Origin of the sequence: Leptolyngbya sp. KIOST-1, from assembly GCF_000763385.1 — a bacterium.
GTDB lineage: Bacteria > Cyanobacteriota > Cyanobacteriia > Phormidesmidales > Phormidesmidaceae > Nodosilinea.
In genome coordinates, this window is sequence record NZ_JQFA01000002.1 from 1,081,402 (window position 1) to 1,105,897 (window position 24,496).

19 protein-coding genes and 1 riboswitch are annotated in these 24,496 nt (G+C 61.7%); of the genes, 12 read left to right on the forward strand and 7 right to left on the reverse strand.

The annotated features are described in order from the left end of the window. Positions 1-36: 36 nt before the first annotated feature. The 3 genes from NF78_RS28005 to NF78_RS04865 all read left to right on the forward strand — a co-directional run bounded on the left by NF78_RS28005 (position 37) and on the right by NF78_RS04865 (position 4,713). Positions 37-1,071, forward strand: coding sequence for a Ycf66 family protein (locus NF78_RS28005; protein WP_052049806.1), 1,035 nt, complete (start codon positions 37-39; stop codon positions 1,069-1,071). A 138-nt stretch (positions 1,072-1,209) separates the two neighbouring features. Beyond that, the gene (ileS, locus tag NF78_RS04860; RefSeq protein WP_035985116.1) at positions 1,210-4,092 is read left to right on the forward strand and encodes an isoleucine--tRNA ligase; all 2,883 of its coding nucleotides are present in this window, start codon (positions 1,210-1,212) and stop codon (positions 4,090-4,092) included. Positions 4,093-4,140: 48 nt separating this feature from the next. Continuing rightward, positions 4,141-4,713, forward strand: coding sequence for a Uma2 family endonuclease (locus NF78_RS04865; protein ID WP_035985117.1), 573 nt, complete (start codon positions 4,141-4,143; stop codon positions 4,711-4,713). A gap of 66 nt (positions 4,714-4,779) precedes the next feature. Here the strand turns inward: NF78_RS04865 and NF78_RS04870 are convergent, their stop codons facing one another. From NF78_RS04870 to NF78_RS04895, 6 genes are all read right to left on the reverse strand, one after another. Next, a complete protein-coding gene (locus NF78_RS04870; protein ID WP_052049808.1) occupies positions 4,780-6,789 on the reverse strand; it encodes a hybrid sensor histidine kinase/response regulator in 2,010 nt (669 codons plus the stop codon). Beyond that, the gene (locus tag NF78_RS04875; RefSeq protein WP_035985118.1) at positions 6,750-7,196 is read right to left on the reverse strand and encodes a response regulator; all 447 of its coding nucleotides are present in this window, start codon (positions 7,194-7,196) and stop codon (positions 6,750-6,752) included. The genes NF78_RS04870 and NF78_RS04875 overlap by 40 nt, the downstream gene beginning before the upstream one ends. Then, positions 7,150-9,468 carry a sensor histidine kinase gene (locus NF78_RS04880; RefSeq protein WP_035985119.1) on the reverse strand — a complete coding sequence of 773 codons (2,319 nt, stop codon included), beginning with the start codon at positions 9,466-9,468 and terminating at the stop codon, positions 7,150-7,152. The genes NF78_RS04875 and NF78_RS04880 overlap by 47 nt, the downstream gene beginning before the upstream one ends. A gap of 606 nt (positions 9,469-10,074) precedes the next feature. Further along, a complete protein-coding gene (locus NF78_RS04885) occupies positions 10,075-10,518 on the reverse strand; it encodes a response regulator (protein WP_035985120.1) in 444 nt (147 codons plus the stop codon). A 369-nt stretch (positions 10,519-10,887) separates the two neighbouring features. Further along, on the reverse strand, positions 10,888-11,949 hold the full coding sequence (locus NF78_RS04890; RefSeq protein ID WP_035985122.1) for a potassium channel family protein: 1,062 nt from the start codon (positions 11,947-11,949) through the stop codon (positions 10,888-10,890). Between the two features lie 375 nt (positions 11,950-12,324). Beyond that, positions 12,325-12,531 (reverse strand): hypothetical protein, encoded by a 207-nt coding sequence (locus NF78_RS04895; RefSeq protein ID WP_035985123.1) that lies wholly within the window; start codon positions 12,529-12,531, stop codon positions 12,325-12,327. On the opposite strand from NF78_RS04895, the gene NF78_RS04900 reads away from it, so the two are divergent. From NF78_RS04900 to NF78_RS28015, 7 genes are all read left to right on the forward strand, one after another. Beyond that, positions 12,530-12,709 (forward strand): hypothetical protein, encoded by a 180-nt coding sequence (locus tag NF78_RS04900; RefSeq protein WP_035985125.1) that lies wholly within the window; start codon positions 12,530-12,532, stop codon positions 12,707-12,709. The two genes, NF78_RS04895 and NF78_RS04900, sit on opposite strands and share 2 nt — an antisense overlap. Before the next feature lie 91 nt (positions 12,710-12,800). Beyond that, complete coding sequence (gene gloB / locus NF78_RS04905; protein ID WP_035985126.1) at positions 12,801-13,574, forward strand: hydroxyacylglutathione hydrolase; 774 nt, start codon at positions 12,801-12,803, stop codon at positions 13,572-13,574. A gap of 116 nt (positions 13,575-13,690) precedes the next feature. Beyond that, entirely contained in the window at positions 13,691-14,038 is a 348-nt protein-coding gene (locus NF78_RS04910; RefSeq protein ID WP_035985127.1) for an NAD(P)H-quinone oxidoreductase subunit M, read from the forward strand. A 341-nt stretch (positions 14,039-14,379) separates the two neighbouring features. Then, positions 14,380-16,698: a protein phosphatase 2C domain-containing protein gene (locus NF78_RS04915; protein ID WP_035985128.1), complete on the forward strand. Its 2,319-nt coding sequence runs from the start codon at positions 14,380-14,382 to the stop codon at positions 16,696-16,698. A gap of 53 nt (positions 16,699-16,751) precedes the next feature. Continuing rightward, positions 16,752-18,389, forward strand: coding sequence for a CHAT domain-containing protein (locus NF78_RS04920; protein ID WP_035985129.1), 1,638 nt, complete (start codon positions 16,752-16,754; stop codon positions 18,387-18,389). A 102-nt stretch (positions 18,390-18,491) separates the two neighbouring features. After that, entirely contained in the window at positions 18,492-19,154 is a 663-nt protein-coding gene (locus NF78_RS28010; protein ID WP_052049810.1) for a hypothetical protein, read from the forward strand. Between the two features lie 151 nt (positions 19,155-19,305). Then, a complete protein-coding gene (locus NF78_RS28015) occupies positions 19,306-20,487 on the forward strand; it encodes a tetratricopeptide repeat protein (RefSeq protein ID WP_052049812.1) in 1,182 nt (393 codons plus the stop codon). On the opposite strand, the gene NF78_RS04935 is transcribed toward NF78_RS28015, so the two are convergent. After that, a complete protein-coding gene (locus NF78_RS04935; protein ID WP_035985131.1) occupies positions 20,459-20,983 on the reverse strand; it encodes a phosphoribosyltransferase in 525 nt (174 codons plus the stop codon). The genes NF78_RS28015 and NF78_RS04935 overlap by 29 nt on opposite strands. 236 nt (positions 20,984-21,219) lie before the next feature. On the opposite strand from NF78_RS04935, the gene NF78_RS04940 reads away from it, so the two are divergent. Then, positions 21,220-22,644: an MFS transporter gene (locus NF78_RS04940; protein ID WP_035985132.1), complete on the forward strand. Its 1,425-nt coding sequence runs from the start codon at positions 21,220-21,222 to the stop codon at positions 22,642-22,644. 219 nt (positions 22,645-22,863) lie between these two features. Beyond that, positions 22,864-23,015, forward strand: a riboswitch (cyclic di-AMP (ydaO/yuaA leader). Between the two features lie 107 nt (positions 23,016-23,122). Then, positions 23,123-24,460 carry an SLC13 family permease gene (locus NF78_RS04945; RefSeq protein WP_035985133.1) on the forward strand — a complete coding sequence of 446 codons (1,338 nt, stop codon included), beginning with the start codon at positions 23,123-23,125 and terminating at the stop codon, positions 24,458-24,460. The last annotated feature ends 36 nt before the right edge of the window (positions 24,461-24,496 follow it).

Sequence of the window (24,496 nt, forward strand, 5' to 3'; positions counted from 1 at the left end):
AGTAGTGGTGTTGAAACAGCGGGTACACCGAGCGGTATGTGGGTTCAGGTTCTGGCGATCGCGGTGTGGCTGGGCAGCCTTGCCCTGTACGGAGCCGCCTTTTTCTTTCCGGAAGTGCACCGCCGCCACGATTTTTTTTGGAGTGGGGTGGGGGCATTTTACGGTCTGGTGCTGTGGTTTAGCGCTGTGCAAACCTCCCCGACCGAGCTGCTGGGCCACCTGGCCAGCGTTGTGCTGCTGGGCTGGCTGGGCTGGCAAACCCTAACCCTGCGGCGCAAGCGCACCCCCCTGGACCTGCAAACGCCCCTCACGGCGGATGCCTGGCCTGCCTTTGGTCGGCAGCTCAAGCAGTCGGTTTTAAATGGGCTGAGGACAACCCCTCTGGGCCGCTGGTTGCCCACACCAGAGCCTGAGCGATCGCCAGGCGACCCGGCGATCGCCGTCAGCGAAATTCGGGTGTCCTCCCTCAAGGATGTGGACTACGAGTTTGTCGATGAGCTGACGCCCAGCGATCGCCGGGCTACCCCCGCCACCGGTTCTCCGGGGACTGAGCCCGCTGTGGTAGCGGCAGTCCCCCCCGTCCGGGCACCGCGATCGCCGCGGCCCTCGGCCCCTCCAGGGTCTGCCCAACCCAAAGCTACGCCGCCTTCCCCCCGGCAAAAGCCGACTACCCTTGCAGCCAGGCTGGCAGGGCTCAAGGCCTGGCTGGGAGATGTGGTCAAAGCCAGGCAGACGCCCAAACCCAAGCGAGCGGTAATTGACATTCCCCCCCGCCCCTCACCGCTGGCCAAAAAGAAGGTGGCCCAGGCCACCCCATCGCCCCAGTCGCCCCCAGAGCCCGCTCCAGATCTGCCCTTGGGGGTAACGATTATCGACACGGAAGCGATCGACCCCGAAGCCATCGAGAGACGCGATCGCGGCGAGGAGGCGGATTCTCCAGCGACTCCATCCGGCTCAGAGGCAACCCCTACGGCCAGTTCAGAGGCTCAGGCCGACAGTGACCCTGCCCCCCCGCCAGTCAGTGATGAAACCAATTGGGCCGACGACACAAACTGGGCCGATCTAGATTGACCCTACAAATGCCTTCAACCTGACCTAATCTATAGAGATAGCTCAGAGATAGCTCCCCAGGCTCGATTCCTGAGCCAGCTCAGGAGCAAATCTGCGATAATGGCGCGAGCAACCCTTCACCCTTAGTCGACTCAGGCTGTGACAGACACCAAAAGCTACAAAGACACCGTTCTGCTGCCCCAGACCCGCTTTGACATGCGGGCCAACGCTCCCAAGCGCGAGCCTGAGATTCAAGCCTTTTGGGCCGAGAACAAAATTTACGAAACCCTGTCGACGGAAAACCCCGGCGATGTCTTTGTGCTGCACGACGGGCCGCCCTACGCCAACGGCGACCTGCACATTGGCCATGCCCTGAACAAAATTTTGAAGGACACGATCAACAAGTACCAACTGCTCCAGGGCCGCAAGGTGCGCTACGTGCCCGGTTGGGACTGCCACGGCCTGCCGATCGAGCTGAAGGTGCTCCAGGGGATGGACGCCGAGGCGCGGGCCAACCTCACCCCCCTAAAGCTCCGCTACAAAGCTCGGGATTTTGCCCTCAAGGCGGTCGATCGCCAGCGGGAGAGCTTCAAGCGCTACGGCGTCTGGGGCGACTGGGACCACCCCTACCTGACCCTCAAACCCGAGTACGAAGCCGCCCAGATCGAGGTGTTTGGGCAGATGTACCTGAAGGGCTACATCTACCGGGGCCTCAAGTCCGTCCACTGGAGCCCGTCGTCCCAGACGGCCCTGGCCGAGGCGGAACTGGAGTACCCCGAGGGCCACACCTCCCCCAGCATTTACGCCGCCTTCCCGATGGTGAGCGCGTCGCCCGAGGCGAAGGGTGCCCTGGCACCCTACCTGGGCGAGTTAGGGGTGGCGATCTGGACCACGACCCCCTGGACGATTCCGGCTAACCTGGCGGTGGCGGTCAATGCCGAGTTGACCTACGCCGTGGTGGAGGTGGCTGCGGGGACCCCGTTTAAGTACCTTATCATTGCGAAAGATGTGTGCGATCGCATGGCCCAGGTCCTGGGTTCTGAACTGACGGCGAAGGCGGAGATCAAAGGCGCAGCCCTGGAGCAGTCCACCTACCGCCACCCCCTGTTTGACCGCGAGAGCCCGATTGTGATCGGCGGCGACTACGTCACCACCGAGTCGGGCACCGGCCTGGTGCACACCGCCCCGGGCCACGGCGACGAAGACTTCAAGGTGGGCCAGCGCTACGGCCTGCCGGTGCTCTGCCCCGTGGACGAAAAGGGCGACATGACCGAGGAGGCCGGTCCCTTTGAGGGGCTGAACGTGCTGAAGGACGCTAACCCGGCGGTGATCGAGGCGCTAGAGAAAGCCGGTTCCCTGCTCAAGCACAAACCCTACGTCCACAAGTACCCCTACGACTGGCGCACCAAGCAGCCCACCATCTACCGGGCCACGGAGCAGTGGTTTGCCTCGGTGGAAGGTTTCCGGGACGAAGCGCTGAAGGCCATCCAGTCAGTGCAGTGGATTCCCGGCACGGGGGAAAACCGGATCACGGCCATGGTGGGCGATCGCTCCGACTGGTGCATCTCCCGCCAGCGCACCTGGGGCATGCCGATCCCCGTGTTCTACGACACCGAGACCGGCGAACCGCTGCTGAACGAGGAGACCCTGGCCCACATCAAGGCCCTGTTTGCCGAAAAAGGCTCCGATGCCTGGTGGGAGCTGCCCGAGGCCGATCTGCTGCCCGAGCAGTACCGCAACAATGGCCGCACCTACCGCAAGGGCACCGACACCATGGACGTGTGGTTTGACTCGGGCTCCTCCTGGGCGGCGGTGGCCCAGCGGCGGGGTGAACTGGCCTACCCGGTGGACCTGTACCTGGAGGGCTCCGACCAGCACCGGGGCTGGTTCCAGAGTAGCCTGCTGACCAGCGTGGCGGTAAACGGCCACGCCCCCTACAAAACCGTGCTCACCCACGGCTTCACCCTCGATGAGCAGGGCCGCAAGATGAGCAAGTCCCTGGGCAACGTGGTGGACCCCTACATCGTCATCAACGGCGGCAAGAACCAGAAGACCGAGCCCCCCTACGGGGCCGATGTGCTGCGCCTGTGGGTGTCCTCCGTGGACTACTCCTCCGATGTGCCATTGGGCGGCAACATCCTCAAGCAGATGGCCGATGTGTACCGCAAGATTCGCAACACGGCGCGGTTTTTGCTGGGTAACCTGCACGACTTTGACCCCGCCCAGGACGCCGTGCCCTACGACCAGCTGCCCGAGCTGGACCGCTACATGCTCCACCGCATGACCGAGGTGTTCGCCGACATCACCGACGCCTTCGAGACCTACCAGTTCTTCCGGTTCTTCCAGACGGTGCAGAATTTCTGCGCCGTGGACCTGTCGAACTTCTATCTGGATATTGCCAAGGACCGGCTGTACATCAGTGCGGCGGATTCCCAGCGGCGGCGCAGTTGTCAGACGGTGCTGGCGATCGCCATCGAAGCCCTGGCCCGGGCGATCGCCCCGGTGCTCTCCCACATGGCCGAGGACATCTGGCAAAACCTGCCCTACCCCACCCCCCACCAGTCGGTGTTCCAGGCGGGCTGGGTGCAGCTTGACGACCAGTACCGCCAGCCCGATCTGGCCACCACCTGGAGCCAGATCCGCACCGTACGCCAGGAGGTGAACAAAGTCCTCGAACAGGCCCGCACCGCCAAGGACATTGGTTCTTCCCTGGAGGCTAAGGCGTTGATCTACCTGGCAGACCCAGATCTGCGGGCGACCCTGGCGGCGATGAATCCCGTTGATGCGGTAGCCCCTGGGGCCAACCATGTCGATGAACTGCGCTACCTGTTTTTGGTGTCTCAGGTGGAGGTGCTGGAGGATCCCGCGCCCCTGGCCGAGGTGAAGTGCCGCAGCGAGTCTGATGCCCTGGGCATTGGTGTGGTGGATGCCGAGGGGCAGAAGTGCGACCGGTGCTGGAACTACTCCACCCACGTGGGGGAGAGTAGTGAAGATCCGACTATCTGCGATCGTTGCGTGGAAGCCCTGGCTGGGACGTTCTGACCGTCGGGTTTTTGATTCCCCTGTTGATGACGAGGCTGTGCCATTGCCATGACCCAAGCCAAGCCCAAACTTCAGACCTTCGCCGACTTTCTGGCCTATACCGATGGCCTAGAGGGCTACTACGAACTGACTAGTGGAGAGCTGTGCGAAGTGCCGCCTGAGTCCTACGACAACTTGCGCTGCGCCCTCAAGCTTTACGATGCATTCAAAGCTCTAGTCAGTGCCGAGCAAGTTTGTCCCCAGGGGCTGGCGTTAGCTATGCCAGGGCAGCCTAAAAATCGATACCCTGACCTCACAGTCCTACGGCCAGAACACCCAGCCCAACTGCGGGACCTCGGGCAAGCGGCGGTAACCCTAGAGATGGCCCCGCCGCTGCTGGTGGTGGAAGTGGTCAGCCCTGGGGCCGAGAACGCCCGGCGCGACTACCTGGAGAAGCGCAATCAGTACGAGTGGCGCGGCATTCCTGAATACTGGATTGTGGACCCCCAGCAGGGGCAGGTGACGGTGCTGGCCATGGTAGACGGGGCTTACCGGCAAACCCTATTTACCGGCGATGAACCGGTGATCTCCCCCACTTTCTCCGCCTGGGCGCTGACGGCCAAGGCCATGGTGACGGTGTAGGCAGGATGGGCAAAAGCTGCATGCCGATCTGGCAATCCCCCTGACTGGCGAGAAGGGAGGCTGGGGTTAGTGGCCTAGCTGAATCTGTTCCAGCAGTTCTTGGGGGTTGAAGGGCTTGGGCAGAAACCCCTCGAAACCCTGCTGTTCGGCCCGGGCCACGGCATCGGTGGAGTTGAGACCGCTCATGGCGATCGCCCGCAGGTTGGGGTTAATGGCCTTCAGCAGGGGAATCGCCGTCAGTCCGTCCATGGTGGGCATCATCAGATCCATCAGCACCGTGTGGATGGGGGTGGGGTGCTGGGTCAGCAGGGCGATCGCGGCCTGGCCCCCAGCCGCCACCAACACCCGGTAGTTGTGCAGTTCCAGCACCATGCGCACCGTCTCGCAGACCGCCGGCTCATCGTCCACCACCAGCACCGTAGTCTGGCGGCCATCGATCTGCACCGGGGCCGGGGGATCATCGGGGTTGGTGGCCAGGGTGGCGGGCAGATAGACCTGAAACCGGCTACCCTGCCCCACCTGGCTTTGCACATCGATAAAGCCACCGTGGCTATGGACAATGCCCAGCACCGCCGACAGCCCCAGGCCGGTGCCCTGCCCCAGGGATTTGGTGGTGAAGAAGGGGTCAAAAATGCGGTTGAGCACCTCCGGCGCCATGCCAGTGCCGGTATCGGCCACGGTTACCACCACATACCCCCCCGGCTGGGCCTGGAGATAGCGCTGGGCCGCCGCCGCATCCAGGGTGACATTGGCCGCCGCAATCCGCAACACCCCGCCCTCGGGCATAGCATCGCGGGCATTGACACAGAGGTTCATAAACACCTGGTGCAGTTGGGTGGGATCGCCCCACACCGGCCAGAGATCCTTGGCTACCTCCGTGGAGACCTCCACGGACTTGGGCAGGGTTTGCTGTACCAGTTGGCGAATGTCCGCCAGCAGGTGATGGACCTGGAGGGCGAAGCGCTTGCCCTCCACCCCCCGGGTAAAGGCCAGAATTTGTTTGACCAGGTCGGCCCCCCGCTGGGCGCTGGCCTCGAGAATATTCAGCTTGCCCTGGAGCCAGGGGTCCATGGGGCGCAGCTTCAGGGGCAACAGCTGCACCACCAGCAAGATCGGCGTCAGGATATTGTTGAGGTCATGGGCAATGCCGCTGGCCAGGGTGCCCAGGCTCTCCAGCCGCTGCGATCGCAAAAACTGAGCCTCCAGCTGTTTTTTGTCGGTAATGTCCATGTGGATGCCCAGCAGCCCCTCGCTGTGGGTCTCCAGATCGCAGATCAGGCTGCTGTTGATCGTCAGCCAGTGCACCCGATCCCCCACTAAAATGCGAAATTCGGTGTTGAGCCCCTGCCCCTGTTGCAGGGCCCGCCGCAGTTCCTGGTGGACCCGTTCCCGGTCGTCGCTGTGGATTGGCCAGGGCCAGTTGGCGCTGAAGCGACTCATCAGATCAACCCCACCCGCCGTCTCCGGCCCCCCAACCCACCACTCAAAGGTGCCGATACTGGCGGCGTTCTGGGCCAGGGTGAGGCGTTCCTGGATGCGCTGGCGCTGTTCGATCTCCTGGCGCAGGTGGCGGTTAGTCGCCTCTAGTTCGGCGGTGCGGGCCCGCACCCGGTCTTCTAAAATCTCGTTGGCCTCCCGCAGGGCGGCGTCGGCCCGCTGCCGCTCGATCGCATAGAACAGCGATCGCACCAGCACCTCCTGTTGCAGCGATCGCTTCATCAGGTAGTCCTGGGCCCCGTGGCGCACGGCAGCCACCGCCAGGTCATCGTCGTTGGTATTGGTCAGCACCACCACCGGCAGGCTGGGGGCCTGGCTGAGCAGTAGATCGAGGGAATCGAGGCCGCTGCTGTCGGGCAGGGTGAGGTCCAGCAGGGCCACATCAAAGGCGCCCTCCCCCAGCTGGGCGATCGCCTCCCCCAACCGCTGGGCGTGGCTGAGCTGAAAGCGGCAGCGGGGCGCTCCCTTCAACACCTCCTGTAAAAACCGGGCCTCCGCCAGGTTGTCCTCAATTAACAGTACGCGCACCGCCGCCGGGTTCAGGGGAGAGGCGAGGGCAGCGTCGCCGTTTCTAGCCAAAATGCCTCAATTCCTTGCACTATTTTGAATAGCTGGGCCAAATTCCGCGATTTTGAAATGTAGCAATTGACGTGCAGATCGTAGCTCTTGCAAATGTCCTCCTCATTGCGCGAGGTGGTCAACACAATGATCGGGATGTGCTTGAGGGCGTCGTCGGCTTTGATCTCCGCCAATACCTCCCGCCCATCCTTCTTGGGCAGGTTTAGATCGAGCAAAATCAGGTCCGGGGGAGTGGCCGCGGCAAACTCCCCCTGGCGCTGCAGGTAGGCCATCGCCTCCATGCCGTCCCGGGCGATGACAATCTCGCACGGGGCGGCGGTGCTCTTGAGGGCCTCCTGGATCAGGCGAATGTCGCCCCGGTTATCCTCGACTAAAAAGATAGTTTTGGGCCTTGCGTCCGTTGCCATGGTAGCGATCGCGTCCTTCAACGGGGATAGTGAAATAGAAGGTGGCGCCCCGGTCGGGCAGGGATTCTACCCAGATGCGACCCCGGTGGCACTCGACAATTTTTTTGCAAATGGCCAACCCCATGCCCGACCCGGCGTACTCATCGCGGGTGTGCAGCCGCTGGAAGATCACAAAGATCCGCTCGGCAAACTGCGGGTCAAAGCCAATGCCATTGTCCGCCACCGAGAACAGCCAGTGCTCCTCCTGGCGCTGCACCCCAATATGGATGTGCGGCGTCTCCTGAGGCTTGCCAAACTTGATGGCATTGCCCACCAGGTTTTGGAACAGCTGCATCAACTGGGTGCCATCGGCCACGATGGTGGGCAGGGGGTCGGCGGTGATCACCGCGCCAGTCTCCGCCACCCGGCCGCGCAGGTTGCCCAGGGCCTGATCCAGCGCCTGCTGCACATCGGTGAGCTGCCACTCAATGCCCTGGAGGTCCACCTTACTGTAGGCCAGCACATCGTCGATCAGGGTTTGCATCAGGCTCACCCCCTCCACGGCAAAGCCAATGAACTCCTTGCCGTCCTCGTCGAGCTTGGCGTCGTAGCGCATCTCCAGCAGTTGCACAAAGTTGGCCACCTGGTTGAGGGGTTCCTGCAGGTCGTGGGAGGCCACGTAGGCAAACTTCTTCAGCTCGGCGTTGGACCGCTCCAGGTCATTGGCCAGCAGGGCCAGTTCCTCCGCCTGGCGCAGCACAATGTTGACGATCGCCTTGCGCAGTTCCAGGGCCGCCTTCACCTCCACCGCCTGCCAGGGCAGCGATCGCAGACTCACGGTCTCCTTCCACAGCTCAAAGGACTGGCGCGGGCACAGCCACTGGGCCTCGCCCTCGCCCACCAGGGTGTAGGCCTCGTTGGGGTTGCCGCCCCAGTTCACCGTCTGAATCACCTCCGGCCGGAACCACAGCACATAGCTGCGCTTGGAGATCGGAATCGCCAGCAGCCCGCTGGCCACATCCTTAAACCGCTGGGCCTCGGTGTAGTCCAGGGGCAGGGCATTGGTCACCACCACATCCTGGTCCGCCTGGTTAGCCGAATTGGCCAGCCACTGCACCAGGTAGTTCAGCTCCTCCTCCGGCGGGGTCTGGCCCAGGGTGGTCCACTGGCCGCCAAAGCAGATCGCCGCCCCCTGGGCCCCCACCAGGTCCAGCAGGTTAGGGTCGTGGCGCACCAGGCCATCGATGAAATAGTCCTCCCGCGCCATCTGGTCGATCAGGGCCGACTGCACCGCCGCCAGCTTCAGCCGGTAGCTCTGGTCGGCCTCCTCCTCCAGGGTGGAAATTTCTGCAAAGATCACCCGGCCCAGAAATTCACAGGCCTTGCGCAGTTCGTAGGGCACATACTTGGGCGTCTTGTGGTGGCAGGCAATTAGCCCCCACAGCTTCTGGTCCTTCATCAGCGAAATGGTCAGCGAGGCCCCCACCCCCATGTGGTGCAGATACTCGGTGTGGCAGCGGTAGGGCTGCCGCAAAATCGACATCACCAGGTCGGTGCCCCGCTGGGTAACAGGGTTGATTGCGGGCACCAGGTCCACGGGCTCGGCGCTGGCGTTGGGGATCACCCGAATCCAGTTGGAGAGAAACATCTTGCGGGCGGGCTGGGGCACGTCCGACTCGGGGAAGTGCAGCCCCAGGTACGACTCCATGTCGTCGAGTTTTTCTTCCGCCAGCACCTCGCCGTGGCCGTCGTCGTCAAACTTGTAGAGCATCACCCGGTCGAAGCCGGTCACCTGGCGCACCTCACGGACAATGATGCGGCAGAAGTTGGCCAGACTGGCGGACCCGGCCTCCAGTTGGCCAATGGAGGCCCGGGCCAGGTGGTAAAAGCTGAGGAAGGGAATGGTTTCGGTGGTCAGGGCGGGCTCCAGTTCCAGCACCAAAAAGCCGTCCCCAGTGCGGTGGAAAATGGCGTCGTAGACCCCGTAGTCGTCACCCCGGCGGCGCACCCACACCTTGGTGGGGTTGATGATGTCCAGGTTTTCGTGACGCAGCCCGACCCGCACCTGGTCCACCTGGTAGGTGTCCAGCAGGTCGTCAAGGGTCTGACCCAGCACCTCCTCCGCTGCCAGCCCAAAGGCTTCCCGGGTGTTGCGGCTGGCCTGCACCACCGACAGGTCAGCCTCCCGCAGCACCAGCAACACCCCGTGGGGCTGCACCTGAGTCAGAGTGTGGATTTCGGGCTGTTTGAGACTCTGGAACTGGGTGTCAGGGTTCAGATTTCGAAGGGACATAGCGATCGCTCTCCTGGCAAAATTTGCAGACGTTGAGTGGGGTTGAGTCGTGACCTAACGTGCGGGACAAAAAACATGCAAAGCCTTCGGATGAGCTTTCTTTTCACGCTCATTCGTCAGATGGAGTCCTGATTTTCTTCAAATCAACGAAGCCTTTTAGGCCTCACATCCCATTCCATGAGTCCAAGAACATCGGTGGCCTTTGACGCATTTGGACCAAGCGCCACCACCCGACACCTTAATTCTCCTGAGCTTGAACCCCACGTGCTGAGGCAGACCTGAACACCTAATCGTTGAGCTGGGGAGAAATTTTACGATGGTAGGTGAGGCATAGACAGGGCCAGGGATAGTAGATAACCAAAGCCCTAACTATTGTTCAATCAATCGCAAAAATGAGACTACCGCAACCTGAAGTGACTCTAAACGACTCCACCTGCCAGCATATCTCAGTTGATTTGAACCTCTAGAGCAAGGTTGTTAAAAAAATGGGAAGTTTACTATTCAGGTGAATTTAGGTTTCAATCCAGCCCAGAAGTAGGTGTTACTTTTGGCAAGACTAATCAATAGTTTTCGTTTGTTTACCAAACGTATTCAACCGAGCAAGGTTTACCTCAACGGCAGCGTTACAATCTCAAGCCAAAACGCCTCGATCTGTTGCACCGTGTGGGACAGTTGCCCCAGGTCAGCCGCCTTCACCACATAGCAGTTGCCCTGACTGGTGTAGGTCCGCAGGACATCTTCGGCCCGCTCAGACTCTGAAAACACAATCACCGGAATCCGCTTGAGATGGGGCGTAGTTTTGATGGTGGTGAGTATCTGGTGACCATCGCCCGGCAAATCGAGATCGAGCAGGACTAAATCTGGACGGGGTGCCTGGGCATACTCGCCCCGCTGCAGCAGGTAGTCGATTGCAGCCTCCCCATCCATCAAAATCTCAAAGCGATCGCGGCCTGCCCGCTGGGTCAGCACCTGCTGCATCACGTGCGCGTGATCGCGATTGGGGTCAATGACCAAAATGACGCGTTCTCGTTCCAGCGCTTGATCTTGCATAGGGAATGGCCAAGTCTAGGGGGAGTCTTCAATTAGCTGCTAAACACCCAAAAATTAAGGATTAGAGCCCCCAGCCTGTCGTTTGGGGCGGGCATGACAAGGCTTGATATACCGTGCTTTTGGCCACAATTGGTGACACCCCCTTAGGGCTGATTTACACAATGCCAAGCCCACAACGGACCCGACTACAGCGCTGGGTGGGCCTTCCGTAGAACCTCAATACTGAACGCTAGCGACAAATAGCCAGAAACGGCCCATTGTGCGGAAAGTTGTAAGATTCAGTCTTTTCTAGCGATGCCAGTGCCGCGCAGCAGTGCGATGTTGATCGTCATCAGGCAATCAATTTGTCAGTCCATCGGTCTGCTGGGTCTAGCGTTCAATGGGGCTCAAAATTTGGTTGAGCAACCGCAGCTGATCGGCGTTGCCCATGGTGATCACCATATCGTTGGGGTAGAGGCGGGTATCGGCAGAGGGGCTAAAAATCAGCGTGTTGTCGGCCCGGCGAATGGCCAGAATGAGCGCCCCCGACTGGCGGCCGAGCTGGGCTTCGGCCAGGGTTTTACCAACAATTGGGCAGCTTTCGGGCAGCAGCAAAAACTCTTCCACGTAGACCGAACGCTCGGCCCCTGCCAGAATGCCGTCCAAAAAATCCACCACCTGGGGCCGCACCGCCGCCGCCGCCATCCGCTTGCCGCCGGTGATGTAGGGCGACACCACCACATCGGCTCCCCCTCGCTGCAACTTGAGCATAGCCTCTTCGCTGCTGGCGCGGGCGATGGTGCGAATTCCAGGCGACAGGGTTTTGGCTGAAAGCACGATGTAGAGATTTTCAGCGTCGGAGGGTAAGGCCGCCACCAGACACCGAGCCCGCTCCACCCCCGCCAGTAGCAGCAGCTGATCCTGGGTGGCGTCCCCCTCTAGAGTGACGTACCGGAGCTGTTGGGCGGCCTGAATTGCCGTACTGTCGGAGTCAACTACCACAAAGGAAATCGCTTCAGCGGCAAACTCTGTCGCCACCTGCCGACCGGTCCGCCCAAACCCGCAGATAATGTAGTGTCCCTGTAGCGATTCCATCCGTCTGCGCCGTTTGAGCAACCGAAACCCGGCCTGAAAGTGCCCCTGCACAATGGCATCGGTGAGGCTGTTGAGGATATAGGCGATCACGCCTACCCCCATCATGATCAGCAGGATAGTAAATAGTCGTCCCCGGGGGCTGAGCGGATTGATCTCCCCAAATCCTACAGTCGAGAGGGTGATCACCGCCATGTAGGTGGCGTCCAGCCAGCTCCAGCCCTCCACCAGGCGATACCACAGCACCCCTGTGAACACCACTCCAGCCAGGGCGATCGCGCCACAAATTAGGTGTAGCCGAGTGCGGCGATAGTTCTCTTCAACGACGGTTTCGCCGTAGCGAGGTCGTTTTTGACGCACAGGTGTAACCCCTAGGGACTGTCATCAACTAGCTGCTAAACGCTCAAAAATCAAGGGTTACAGCCCCTAGCCTGTCGTTTGGGTAGGGCGTGGCAAAGCTTGATATACCGGGCATTTTGCCACAATTGATGACACGCCCTAAAACTTGGTCCCCAACGCCTCAGCAACCGAGTTTTGGGAGAGAGCCGGACTCCGACCGTACAGTATCACCCACGGACAGTATCACCCACGGACAGTATCACCCACGGACAGGATCGCCCACGGTGAGTCGCCGCTGCTTTAAATTGTAGGAGTAAACCGATACCGTCGCAAAAAGCGCCCTGGGGTAACCAGAGCGCGGAGTCCCTATCCTGGAGGCCTGTATCAGTCAATTAATCAGTCGGCCAGGCGCACTCGTCCGGTCCGAATGCTGTCGAACACCTGGTTGATATGCTGGCGATCGCTGGGGGAGAGGGCTGGGTTGCTCAGCATGGCGGTCGACAGGAGCAGGTGATCCCGGCGGCTTAAAACGCCCTGGGCCATGGCCGTGTTGACCAGGGCTTGAATATTTAAGGCGGGGTTTTGGGGAGGGGATGACACCATGACTGAAATCCTTAAGGCAGGAGTGACGACGATAGATGCTTTGCCATACCAAACGGCAGCAGGCTTAAACGGCGGCGCTTTGGCGCGGAGTTTTTGTAGCGAGAGCTACACTTTTACCTTCCCTCAGCATGCCCAATTCCTAAGGATTACGGCCGGGCAGTCGGTGAAGATTCAGTAAATTTGTATTAAAGCTCAGCTAAGGCAGGCTTGCCACAGCAAACTTACGGAAAGAGCCATTACGGCAAACGAGTTCAGTCAGGGAGATCACCATGGAGATCCATCGGGTAGAGGCTTTTCGCGATAACTATATCTTTGTCCTTCACGACGTGGGCAATGCCCGGGCGGCGGTAGTCGATCCCGGCGATGCCCAGCCGGTGCTCCGGCTACTGGAGCGTCTGGACGCAGACCTGACTGCCATTTTCAACACTCACCACCACAGCGATCACGTCGGCGGCAACCAGCAGCTGCTGGAGCGCTTCCCTGGGGTCCAGGTCTACGGTGGAGTCGAGGATCGGGGCCGAATACCGGGGCAGACCCATTTCCTGCGGGAGGGCGACGAAGTTCACTTTGGCGAACGGTCGGCCAGAGTATTCTTTGTGCCCGGCCACACTCGGGCCCACATCGCCTACTACTTTCCCCCGGTGGCCCCCGCCGACTGGGGGGAACTGTTCTGCGGCGATACCCTGTTTGCGGGCGGCTGTGGTCGCCTGTTTGAGGGCACTCCCGGGCAAATGGTCGAGTCCCTGGACAAGCTGCGGCGGCTGCCCGACACCACCCGCGTCTGGTGCGCCCACGAATACACCCTCAACAACCTCAGGTTTGCCATCACCGTGGATGGGAGCAATGGGGCGCTGCGCGATCGCCTGGAGCAGGTCCAAACTGCCCGGGCCCAAGACCAGCCCACCGTGCCCACGGATTTGGGCCTAGAAAAACAGACTAACCCCTTTTTGCGGTGGGACACCCCGGCCCTTCAGCAGGCCACGGGCAGCAGCTCAGAGGTGCAAACCTTTGCCCGACTACGAGGCAAAAAAGACCTGTTTTAAGCTCCTGTTTCAGACCTGCGTTAGGGCGGTGCTATACAATCACAGAAGCAACGCCACTCTGGGCCAGCCTGGGGGGAAACCACCCAGAACGACTATACAAGGGGCAAAACCTGGCTATGATGCTCAAATCAACTACCCGGCATATCCACATCTATACCGCTGTTGTTGCCAACAACGAACTGGTGCCCAGCGACGACAAACTCACCCTCGACATCGATCCCGACAACGAATTCAACTGGTCAGAAGATGCCCTCAAGGCCGTCTATGCCGAGTTTGACCGCCTGGTCGATGCCGCCGCCGGAGAAGATTTAACCGATTACAACCTGCGCCGGATTGGCTCTGATCTGGAGGGGTTTATCCGTCAGCTGCTGCTTCAGGGGGCAATCAGCTACAACCTCAAAAGCCGCGCCCTCAACTACAGCATGGGACTGCCACGGGTTGAAGCCGAAGAATCGGCAGGCTAGAATCAAGCGCCAGTAGCCTCCTTCCCTGCGTATGGCCGCTGAATGATCAAGTCTGCTTAAACTACAGGCAGATGTCTACAGTTGGGTGTGGCGGACCGACATGGCAGCGAGACTGTGGCTGGGCAGGGGTTAACGTCTCTTAGTTGTTCATGATTGGGGGGCTTACCCTTTAAACTCAGGTACTCGAGAAACCACGTATAGAGACCATAGAGACCCCGCAGACGACCGGAGACAACCAGCTGTTTACCTGCCCTTAGAGGATCGTGATCCAGTGCTCTAATCCATCCTGTCGGTCGGTTTCGGCCCCCCCTGCCAGCCACTGCAAGGTTTGCCAGACTCCCTTGCTATACCGATTTGTGCTGGCGATCAGCGATGGTCCTCAAAAAGCTCGTCCTGGCGATCTGGTCGCCGGTCGGTTTTTGGTCTGGAGCGATGGGACAACTTCGCCCCCCACAGCCCACTCCATCTGGTTAGATACCCGGCCCGACCACCCCGTTCCTCCGCTGGAGCAGATTCCAGCCTCGGTCCTTAACTATTTGAAGCTGTTTGCCCTGGGTCAGCACATGCCCAGGCCCTACGCCTACCTGATCCCCGAACAAACCGGGCTCACCGCAGCGGTCCTGCTGCTCGATATGGCGCCAATCAGCGTGCGCATTGCGCAGACCGTTCAGGGCGACAGCGGGCAAGCCCCCCAGGGTCAAGTTGAGGCGGCGCTATTGCCCTCCCTGTCCCAGGCCTGGGTGCAGGGAACGGCCCTGCAGCAGCTGAACTGGCTGCGGCAGCTGGCCCAGCTGTGGCCCCAGTTGGCCACGGAGCGGGTGGCCTCGACCCTGCTGCGGGTCGACGAGCTGCGGGTCGATGGAGCGCTGCTGCGCCTGACCACCTTGACGCCTGACGCCGCCCACCCTCCCCTGGCCGAGTTGGCCGCGGGGTGGCAATCCCTGGTCAAAACCGCTCAGCCCTCCGTCCGGCCCTACCTGGGATGGCTGGTGAAGAGCCTCAAAGATGGTCAACTGAGCGCGGCCAAGGATCTGCTGGCGGAACTGGAGGGGGCGATTCAAACCCTCGGGCGGGAGCTGTTGGTGGCCGTAGATTGGGCGGCGGATACCGATCAGGGACCAACCCGCGATCGCAACGAAGATGCCTGCTATCCCGAAAAAGAGGCCCGCCAGCAGCGCCTCTCCGGACGCACAGCGAGCCCCAATCCCCCACCCCTGCTGCTGGTGTGCGATGGCATTGGCGGCCACGAACAGGGCAATGTGGCGTCGCAAACCGCGATCAAACTGCTCCAGCAGGAGCTGGAGCCACTGACTCAGCAGCCCCACCTGTCTCCCAGCGCGATCGCCGAACGCCTGCGCCAGGCCCTGATTCTAGCCAACGATGCCATCTCCGCCCGCAACAACGACGAACAGCGCTCTGCTCGGGCCCGTATGGGCACCACGGTCGTCGTGGCCCTGGTCCATTTCCCCTACGTTTCGATTGCCCACATCGGCGATAGTCGGGCTTACCGCATTAGCCCCCACACCTGCTACCAGATTACCGTCGATGACGATGTCGCCTCGCGGGAAGCCCAGCTGGGCTACGCCCTCTACTCCGAGGCCGTGCAGCTACCCAGCGGCGGGGCGCTGATTCAGGCCCTGGGCATCAGCAACTCTGACTTGCTCTACCCCACCGTGCAGCATTTGCTGCTCGACGACAAAGCTGTACTGTTGCTCTGCTCCGATGGCCTCAGCGACTACGACCGAGTGGAAGCCCTGGCCCCCCATCTGGTTGGCCCGTTGAATCAGCAGCCAGGTTCCCTCGGCCCGGCGGTTTCAGCCCTCATTCAGCAGGCCAATCGGCTCAACGGCCACGACAACGTCACCGTAGGGCTGATGCGATTTATTCCCCAACCGGGGGCTGCGGTAACCCTTAACCCTGGCCCGCTGCGACAAACCCAGGCCGAACCTAACGACCTGGAACCTGACGCGTCCCACCCAACGACCCGGCCCACCACCCACGTGGTGGCACCGGCCGGTCGAACCGCCGCCAGCCCGGCCCTCCGGCGCTCAAGGGTGGCCTGGGGAGCCTTTTTGGGGGGAATGGCCGTGGTCCTGGCGGTATTGGGTGCGGTGGGTCTGTTTTTTGGTCGGCGTCCGGCTGTTCCCGTAGCCCTGCGGCCCCTACAGCGGCCCTGGCCCCTGGCGGCCCTGGCGGGGCAGCCGCTGCCAGAGATGGCCCTGGCCGCCACCCTTGAGGTGCCCCTGGGGTCCTACTGGCAGTCACAGCAGGCCTCTAGCCCCGACCCCAACCTGCCCGAAATCGGGGACGGGCGACTGCGACTAAGGCCGCAGCCAGTCCCATCGGTGCAGCCCACAACGGCTGGATCAGCCCCGGCCCTCGTGGCGACAGGCAGTGTTCTCAGGGTTGTCAGTCGCCAAACTACCGCTGACAATGTCGATTGGGTCAGGGTGCAGGTCTGCTCTATTCCTTCAGGGGTATCCCTGGACCAGCAACCCCAGGAGACCACCCAGCCCACGGCCCCGGCCCCCCCCCTCGATCTGAGCCAGCAACTTCTGGCCCCAGGGGATGAAGGCTGGGTAGAGGTCCGCCACCTCTATAGAACAGCGGCCTTCCTGGAGTTGGTTACCCCGGCTCAGTCAGGGCGCTGCCAGCCCTGACCAGTCCTCCACGCCTCCATCCAACGTTTGGCCCTGGTTATTTCGGCCCGCCTATGCTGTCGTCCGACACCCTTACCCTTTGCCTTGCCATCGATCGCCTTACCCAGGTCGAGTCCAATCACTATGCCATCTGGGTCTTAGAAAGCCCGTTCCCCGGCGGTTACGCCCACCACGATCGCCTGTGGGACAGCCAGATGGCCCAGCTTTGGGAGAGCTGGCAACAGTTTTTTTCGCTGCGGGGACTGCCCCAGGTACCCCACGTGCCATCGGCCTACGTGCCGGAGTTTCACCTCGACGATCTGCTCGACCGGGTGGCTCCGTCAGCGGAAACCGGCAGCAAAACCGGACGACTGATGCAGGGTCTGGGGGTCAGCCTCTGGGAATGGCTGTTTGACGGGCCCATTCGCCAAACTCTGGAGCGCAGCCTGGGTATGGCCATTGGCCAAAATCGACCGCTTCAGCTGCGGCTCGAGGTGCGCCCCCCCGAGCTGATTAGCCTACCCTGGGAAATTATGCAGCCCCAGCCCGGTTGCCCGGCCCTCTCCCTGGGGCCCCAGGTGCTGTTCAGCCGCACCGCCAGCACCGTAGAACCGCTGCCAGCCGCTGAACTGGAAACCTCCTTGCGAATTCTGCTGGTGCTGGGACAGGACGAACCCGGCATGGAGCAGAACGCCAAAGATGTTTTGCAGCTGCCCCAGGAGGCCGAAGCCCTCAAGCAGCTCCTGGAGCTGAGCGCCTCTCGGCTCAGCTACCAGGGCGCTAATCTGGTGGTCTGCCAGGTGCAAACCCTGGTCGAGCCCGATACCAAAACCCTGCTCAACGCGCTGGAGACCGGCTACTTCAATGTCTTCTTCTACGCCGGGCATGGGGTACCCGCCCCCGACGGGGGGCTATTGTTTTTGCGCCAGGGAAGCAACCTGAGCGGCACTGAACTGGCCCAGGGGCTGGCCCGCAACGGTATTCGCCTGGCGGTGTTTAACACCTGTTGGGGGGCACAGCCCGACCTCAAGCAGCAGCGGGTGATTTCGCGCAGCAGTTTGGCCGAGGTGCTGCTGCACCACGGCGTACCGGCGGTGCTGGCCATGCGCGACTCCATTGCCGACCACGAGGCGCTGAGCTTTATTCAGGTGCTGGCCCGGGGGCTGGCCGAGCGACAGCCCGTGGCCCAGGCCGTGGCGCTGGCCCGCCAGCACTTGCTCACCGCCTACCGCTTCAACCATACGGCCTGGACGCTGCCGGTGCTCTACCAGCACCCCCAGTTTGAGGGGCACCTGCTGCGCGAAGTGGGGCTGGCGGTGACTCAGCTGCCGGGGCAGGAAATGCCGGCCGCCCAGTCGGTGGTGCTGCGCTGTTTGAATGCACCTACCCGCCTGTGGCGGCTCTACGATGGCTACCTGCGGGTGGGGCGGCTGCCGGACAACGACCTGGTAATTTTGGAGCCCTGGGTTTCGGGGCAGCATGCCGAAATTTTTTGCCGCACCCAGTTTAACAATGGGGTGCAGGAGACCTACTACTACCTGCGCGATATGTCACGCTACGGGTCGTACTACTTTGACCAGCAGGGCTGGCACCACGTCCACCGGGGCGAGGTGCCGCTGGCGTTGGGGGCGGCGATTCGGTTCGGCAGCCCCGAGGGGGAGCTGATGGAATTTACCCTGGAGGGTAGCCCCAAATCGATCCCACCCTGCTAGTAAAATCACAAAAATGCTCCCGCTGTACGGAATCCTCTGGCGGGGCGCTGTATCCACTGTCATCAGGTACCGTTACCATCTCGTGCATCTGTAGATAACGCTATGACCCAGCCCTCCCAAAACCCCAACTCTGCTTCTGAGCCCGCCATGGCCGCCGAACACGATTTGCTTACCACCATTCTCAGCCCTGAGCCGGCCTATCCCTGGCAGCCGCTGGATCCCGAGGCAGAGGGCTATCTGGCCAACCTGGAGGCCGAGTTTGAGGCCCTGGCGGAGGACGACTTTAGCACTGCGATCGCGGCGGGTTGGCAAATCCTGTCGGCCCAAATCGCCACCCAGATGAACGCCACCCAGGCCGCTGATCTCTCCAGTCCGACCGCACCGACCTCGGTGCTGAGCCAGCTGCGTCCCTTTGAGGGGCGGCTGCCGGGTGAGCTTTTGCAGCGCCTGGCCACCGCCGCTACGGCCCTAGCCCGCAGCGGGCAGCCGCTGATCGATCAGCTGGTGCAGTGCGCCAACGATATTTTGCCCGGCTGGAACCCGGATGATCTGGGCGTGCTGGCTCGCCCCCTGGCCTATTCCCTGCGCGACGGACGGGGCGAAATTTTAGAGCTCAATCTGCGCGCCATTCCGGCCAGGGCCTGGGACTCGCTGTCGGAGTTGGAGCAGGCGCGACTGACCCTGACCATTGCATCGGTGGCCCTGAAGGCGGCGGCCGAAGGGGAAAGCCCTGACGATGGCGCCGCTGACTCAGCCGATGGGTAGATGGTAATGGGTCGGTGAATGGCGACAATAAACCAAATTGCGCTAAAAAACTGGGCGACCCGTTACGATCTCGTAATGCTTCACTAACAAGGCAAGATTCCCAGGGAATCATGGGGATGGTTACGCCTCCTCAGGACACTTCTGGATACTCATGGGACTCTACTTCACCCCCTGGTTACGTCGACAGCAGGCCCGCTATCGCTACCGGCAAGCTCTCACCCACCTTCGCAAGGGCGATGTCGATGCGGCGTTGACGGTGTTGCCCCAGGCCCTCGGCCACTATCCTGCTCCAGCAGAGATCCACATCGAGCTAGGTAAGGCCCACTGGCAGACGGGGGATACGGTGGCGGCGCTGGAACACTACAGTGCTGCGATCGCCCTCGACCCCACCAGCGTGCGCGCCTACGGCAACCGTGGCCTGCTGCACTGCCACCAGGGCCAGGAGGAGCTAGCCCTGGCCGACTGGCAGCAGGCGCTGATTCACCAGCCGGGCCATCCCCTGATTCACTACAACCGGGGCCTGCTGCACTTTCGTCGGCAGCACTACGCCCTGGCCCTAAACGACTTTGACGCCGCCATTGACGCCAACCCCAACCTGGCAGAGGCCTACCTGCACCGGGGCTACGCCTACGAACAGCTGGGCCAGCCCGTCGCCGCCGCCCACAACTGGGAACTGGCCCTCTGCAACGACCTCAACCTCGACCAGGCGCGGCTCAAGCTGCACCATCTGCACCAGGCCCACCGCGATCGCGCCATTTCCCAGCGACTGCAGTCGGAGCTGGACCTGCGACAAATTACCGTCGTCGCCCAATACCAGGACGACGGCCTGCGGATTCAGGTGCATCGCCCGGTGGGAGTCGGTATCAACTACTTCACCCTGCCTGACCAGATTCGCACCCTGATCATCAAGTGGCAGCTGGAGGAGGTGCAGGGCTTTGAGCTGACCGGGCAGGTGCAGGATCAGCCCGTGGTGGAGTGGCGGGGCCACTACAAGCTCTTCCACGGCCAGCCCTGTCCCCCGGCCCGATGGCACCGGGTGCTGCTCACGGCCTTCGTGATTTTTCCGCCCCTGGGCATTCCCGCCCTGGCCTGCGCCATGAACCTGCGCCAGGCCTACCAGCGCGGCGACTACCTGACGGCATTGCGAGCCTCCAGGGCGATCCAGGGGCTGTGTCGCGCCGGAAGCATTGCCTCCCTCACCCTGGTTACGCTGCTGGCGGGCTACTGGGGCTACCAGCGGCTCTACGGGCCACCGGAGGCCTCGGCCGCTCCGGTGCAGCTGGCTCCGACCCAGCCGACCCCGCTCAGGAAGCCGGCTCCGGCTGATAAGTAGCCGCCAGTTCGGCCGGGGTCATGGTTTCGTAGCGCTCAAAGGGCTGGTGAATCCAGGGGTTGTCGGGCAGGTAGACCACGTGGTAGTCGGGCTTGACAATGGATTCGGCCTTGTACCATAGCACCGCCGTCCGCAGATCCTCAATGTAGAAGCCGTACTTGTGGCGCAGCCAGTCCATGGATTTTTTCAGGCTGTAGCCCGAATCGACCAGGTCGTCGACGACGAGCACCTGGCTGCCCAGGCTGGGGGTGGTCATGCTCAGATCGCGGGAAAAGGTAATTGCCCCACGGGTGCGCCCGTCGGCCCCGCCGTAGGAGGCCGTGGACAGAATCGCCAGCGGCACATCGAACAGGCGGCAGAGGGTATCGCCGATGCGCAGTCCGCCCTTGGCCAGGCAGACAATCTGGTTGAACTCCCAGCCCGACGTATAGATCGCGACGGCCAGCTTTTCGATGTCGCGGTGGTAGTCGTCCCAGCTTACGTAGAAATCAGCCATCCCTTCTCCCAGGCCCTCGCCCTAGCGTGTAACGTGCCGTCCTGCGTCTGCCCAGCCCCTGCCCTAGCGTTGGGCTCTAGAGTTTTGTCCAGAGAAGCGCTACAGTTCCTAAGCTGGACTCGGTGTAGGGCGTTTTGCAATGGGGAAATAATACACTGAGGACGCTGTTTGAATTGTTATTCAGCCGCGATCGCCTTCCCCACCGCTGAGATCTCCAATTTACGAGCACCCGACCCATGGCTTCTAACCTTTCGTCGAGCAGCGCCAGCCACTCCGCCCCCAGACCGTTTTCGCTATTGGGCAAGCTGGCGTTTGGGGCTGGCGACATTGGGCCGGGCATGACGGCCAACCTGCTGGCCTTTTCGTACCTGATCTTTTTGACCACGGCGGCGGGGCTGAGCCCGGTAGCGGCGGGTTCGGTGCTGGCGATTGGACGGATCTGGGATGCGGTGAATGACCCGTTCATTGGCTACCTGAGCGACAAAACCCGCACCCGCTGGGGCCGCCGCTATCCCTGGATGGTCGTGGGAGCGCTGCCCTTTGGCCTCAGTTTTTTTCTCATGTGGGTTGTGCCGCCGCTGGAGAGCGAAGCCGCCCGGTTTGGCTACTACGCGGTGGTGTCGCTGCTGTTTCAAATGTTCTACACCGTCATCAATCTACCCTACGCTACCCTCACCGCCGAACTCACCAAAGACTATGACGAGCGCACCGAACTGACCGCCTTTCGGCTGGCCTCATCCCTGTTTGGAGCCATTTTTGCCCTCGGCCTGGGCCTGGTGATTACCCAGACGATCGAGGATCTGGGCCAGCAGTACCTGGTGCTGGGGGGAATCTGTGCCGTGCTGGCGGTGCTGCCCCTGCTGTGGTGTGTGTGGGGTACCTACCCCTACGCGGTGCAGCGCAACGCGCTCCAGCCCGCCGCCACCGACGAGGTTCCCCTCTCGTTTGTCGCTCAGATCAAGGTGGTGTTTGCCAACCGGGCTTTTTTGTTTGTGGTGGGTATTTACCTGTTTGCCTGGCTGGCCCTGCAGATGACCGCCAGCATTATTCCCTTCTACGCCACCTTCTGGATGGGACTGGATTCGTACTTTTTGGCAGCGCTGCTGGTGCAGGGGACGGCCATTGTGATGATGGTGCTGGTCAACCAACTCAGCCGTCGCCTGGGCAAGCAGGAGGTGTTCTACATTGGCATCGGCACCTGGGTGATTGCCCAGATTGCGCTGTTTTTTGTGCAGCCGGGGCAGGTGGCGTTTCTCTACCTGCTGTGCATTGTGATTAGCTTTGGGGTGGCCACCGCCTACGTGGTGCCCTGGGCCATGCTGCCCGACGTGATTGAGCTGGACGAGCTGAAAACCGGCCAGCGCCGGGAGGGGGTCTTCTACGCCTTTATGACGCTGCTGCAAAAGGTGGGCCTGGCCCTGGGGCTGTTTTTGGTCAGCCTGGCGCTGCAGTTTTCGGGGTTCGTCAGCGAGGCCGCCCAGCAGCCCGACAGCGCCCTGATGGCGATTCGCATTTTCATTGGCCCAGTGCCCATGGTGCTGCTGCTGGGGGCGATCGCGCTGGCCCGGTTTTACCCCATTACCCGGCAAATGCACGAAGAAATGTTGCTGCAGCTGGCCGAACGTCAGCGGCAGCAGGATTCGGATGGGGCGGCAGGGTAGGCCGCTTGGCAGCGGTGGTGCTGCCGTTGGTGGGATGTCGGGTATCGGGTGTCAGGTGTCGGGAATGATGGGCGGATTGGGGCCGGTCCTCGGGGGACGGGTCTGTGGTCCTGGGATAACCGAACGCAGGCCAGCCTGGCGATCGCGCCCGTTAGCCCTGTGGTAGGCGAGGGAAAAATATGCTAGATTTGCGTGCATCCAATTCTGCATGCAATACAGCTTGCTACGCTGCCTAATTCGGTATGGCCCCGGCCTGCCGAAGCGGAGGAACCACTTTTTGGGGCTTATCTCAGGGCGAATCATATCGCTAGAGAAGGGGATCTCTCACCCCTCGCCCGTCAGCTAACTCCGTCGGCCTTGGGAGAGAACGTACTGGAAGCATTTTCTAGCGCTACCCGTAGTTCTCCTACGATCGTTAACCCCTCGGTGAGACCCCTCATCGCAGGGAATTTGTTTAGCACCACACAGGAGACAGGCGATGGAAACCTGGTCTGGGATCACCGCGTCGGTGGTCTTTTTTGGGGTACTGGCCCTGATTGCTACCGAACGTCTGCATCTGACCGTTGCCGCCTTTCTGGGGGCAATGCTGCTGATTTTTATGCACGTGCTGACGCTGGATCAGGCGATCGCCTACATTGGCCGCAGCCACGCCACGCTGGCGCTGTTCTTTGGCGTCATGGTGATGGTGCGGGCCTTTGAGCCCACCAAAATCTTTGAGTACCTGGCAACTCAGATGGTGATTATGGCAAAGGGCGAGGGCAAGCGCCTGCTGCTGGGAATTGTGGCGATTACGACCCCGATCTGCGCCATGCTGCCCAACGCCACCACGGTGATGCTGCTGGCCCCGCTGATTCCGCCGATGGCGGCGGAGCTGAACCTCAACTTTGTGCCGCTGCTGATTTTGATGGTGTTTGTGGCCAACAGCGCTGGCCTGCTCACCATCGTCGGCGACCCGGCTACCTTTATCGTCGGCAGCTCAATCAACATGAGCTTTCTGGACTACCTGCTGAAGCTGAGCCTGGGGGGCGTGGTGGCGATCGCCACCATCGTCGTCATGCTGCCGGTGCTCTTTCCCAACACCTGGAACCGGAAGCTGGATGATCTCGACCACCTGCCCCACCCGGTGGTCAACCACCCCCGCATGCTGGCCCTGGGCGGCGCGATCGCGGCCCTGGTGCTGGGGCTGTTTGTGGTGGGCGAGAGCCTGCCGGTACCCATTTCGCCCGCGGCGATCGCCCTGCTGGGGGCGGCGCTGTGCCTGCTGCTCACCCACCACAGCGGCATCGACACCGTCCACAACATTCTGCGGGACGTGGACTGGAGCACTCTGATCTTTTTCATGAGCGTATTCGTGCTGATTGGCGGTCTGCAGGAGACCGGGGTGATCAGCGCCGCCTCGGGGCTCCTGGGGGTGGCGATCGGTCAAAACATTGCCCTGGGGTCGATGCTGTTGCTGGTGATCACGGGCGTTCTCTCCAGCCTGATTCCCAATATTCCCCTGGTGGTGGCTATGGTGCCCCTGCTGAAGGAATACCTGGTCAACGTGAACCTGGCCGGGCCAGAGCTGCTGTCCCCCGACTTCGCCGGACAAATTCCGCCGGAGATTTTGCCCCTGTTCGCGGCCATGATGTTTGGGGCCACCCTGGGGGGCAACGGCACGCTGGTGGGGGCATCGTCCAACATTGTGGCGGCGGGCATTGCCGAGCAGCACGGCAAGCCGATCTCCTTCCGCCTGTTTCTGAGCTACGGCCTACCGCTGATGGGGCTTCAGCTGGTGGTGATCAGTGTCTACATGGCCGTCCGGTTTCTGCTGTAGACGGGCTGGGCCACCCCTGTCATCGATCGCTGAAAT

Coding starts and splice junctions, on each gene's coding strand:
- NF78_RS28005 (WP_052049806.1), top strand. CDS start 37: ATGTGGGTTCAGGTTCTGGCGATCGCGGTGTGGCTGGGCAGCCTTGCC.
- NF78_RS04865 (WP_035985117.1), top strand. CDS start 4,141: ATGACCCAAGCCAAGCCCAAACTTCAGACCTTCGCCGACTTTCTGGCC.
- NF78_RS04875 (WP_035985118.1), bottom strand. CDS start 7,196: ATGGCAACGGACGCAAGGCCCAAAACTATCTTTTTAGTCGAGGATAAC.
- NF78_RS04880 (WP_035985119.1), bottom strand. CDS start 9,468: ATGTCCCTTCGAAATCTGAACCCTGACACCCAGTTCCAGAGTCTCAAA.
- NF78_RS04885 (WP_035985120.1), bottom strand. CDS start 10,518: ATGCAAGATCAAGCGCTGGAACGAGAACGCGTCATTTTGGTCATTGAC.
- NF78_RS04900 (WP_035985125.1), top strand. CDS start 12,530: ATGACTGAAATCCTTAAGGCAGGAGTGACGACGATAGATGCTTTGCCA.
- NF78_RS04895 (WP_035985123.1), bottom strand. CDS start 12,531: ATGGTGTCATCCCCTCCCCAAAACCCCGCCTTAAATATTCAAGCCCTG.
- gloB (WP_035985126.1), top strand. CDS start 12,801: ATGGAGATCCATCGGGTAGAGGCTTTTCGCGATAACTATATCTTTGTC.
- NF78_RS04910 (WP_035985127.1), top strand. CDS start 13,691: ATGATGCTCAAATCAACTACCCGGCATATCCACATCTATACCGCTGTT.
- NF78_RS04920 (WP_035985129.1), top strand. CDS start 16,752: ATGCTGTCGTCCGACACCCTTACCCTTTGCCTTGCCATCGATCGCCTT.
- NF78_RS28010 (WP_052049810.1), top strand. CDS start 18,492: ATGACCCAGCCCTCCCAAAACCCCAACTCTGCTTCTGAGCCCGCCATG.
- NF78_RS28015 (WP_052049812.1), top strand. CDS start 19,306: ATGGGACTCTACTTCACCCCCTGGTTACGTCGACAGCAGGCCCGCTAT.
- NF78_RS04935 (WP_035985131.1), bottom strand. CDS start 20,983: ATGGCTGATTTCTACGTAAGCTGGGACGACTACCACCGCGACATCGAA.
- NF78_RS04940 (WP_035985132.1), top strand. CDS start 21,220: ATGGCTTCTAACCTTTCGTCGAGCAGCGCCAGCCACTCCGCCCCCAGA.
- NF78_RS04945 (WP_035985133.1), top strand. CDS start 23,123: ATGGAAACCTGGTCTGGGATCACCGCGTCGGTGGTCTTTTTTGGGGTA.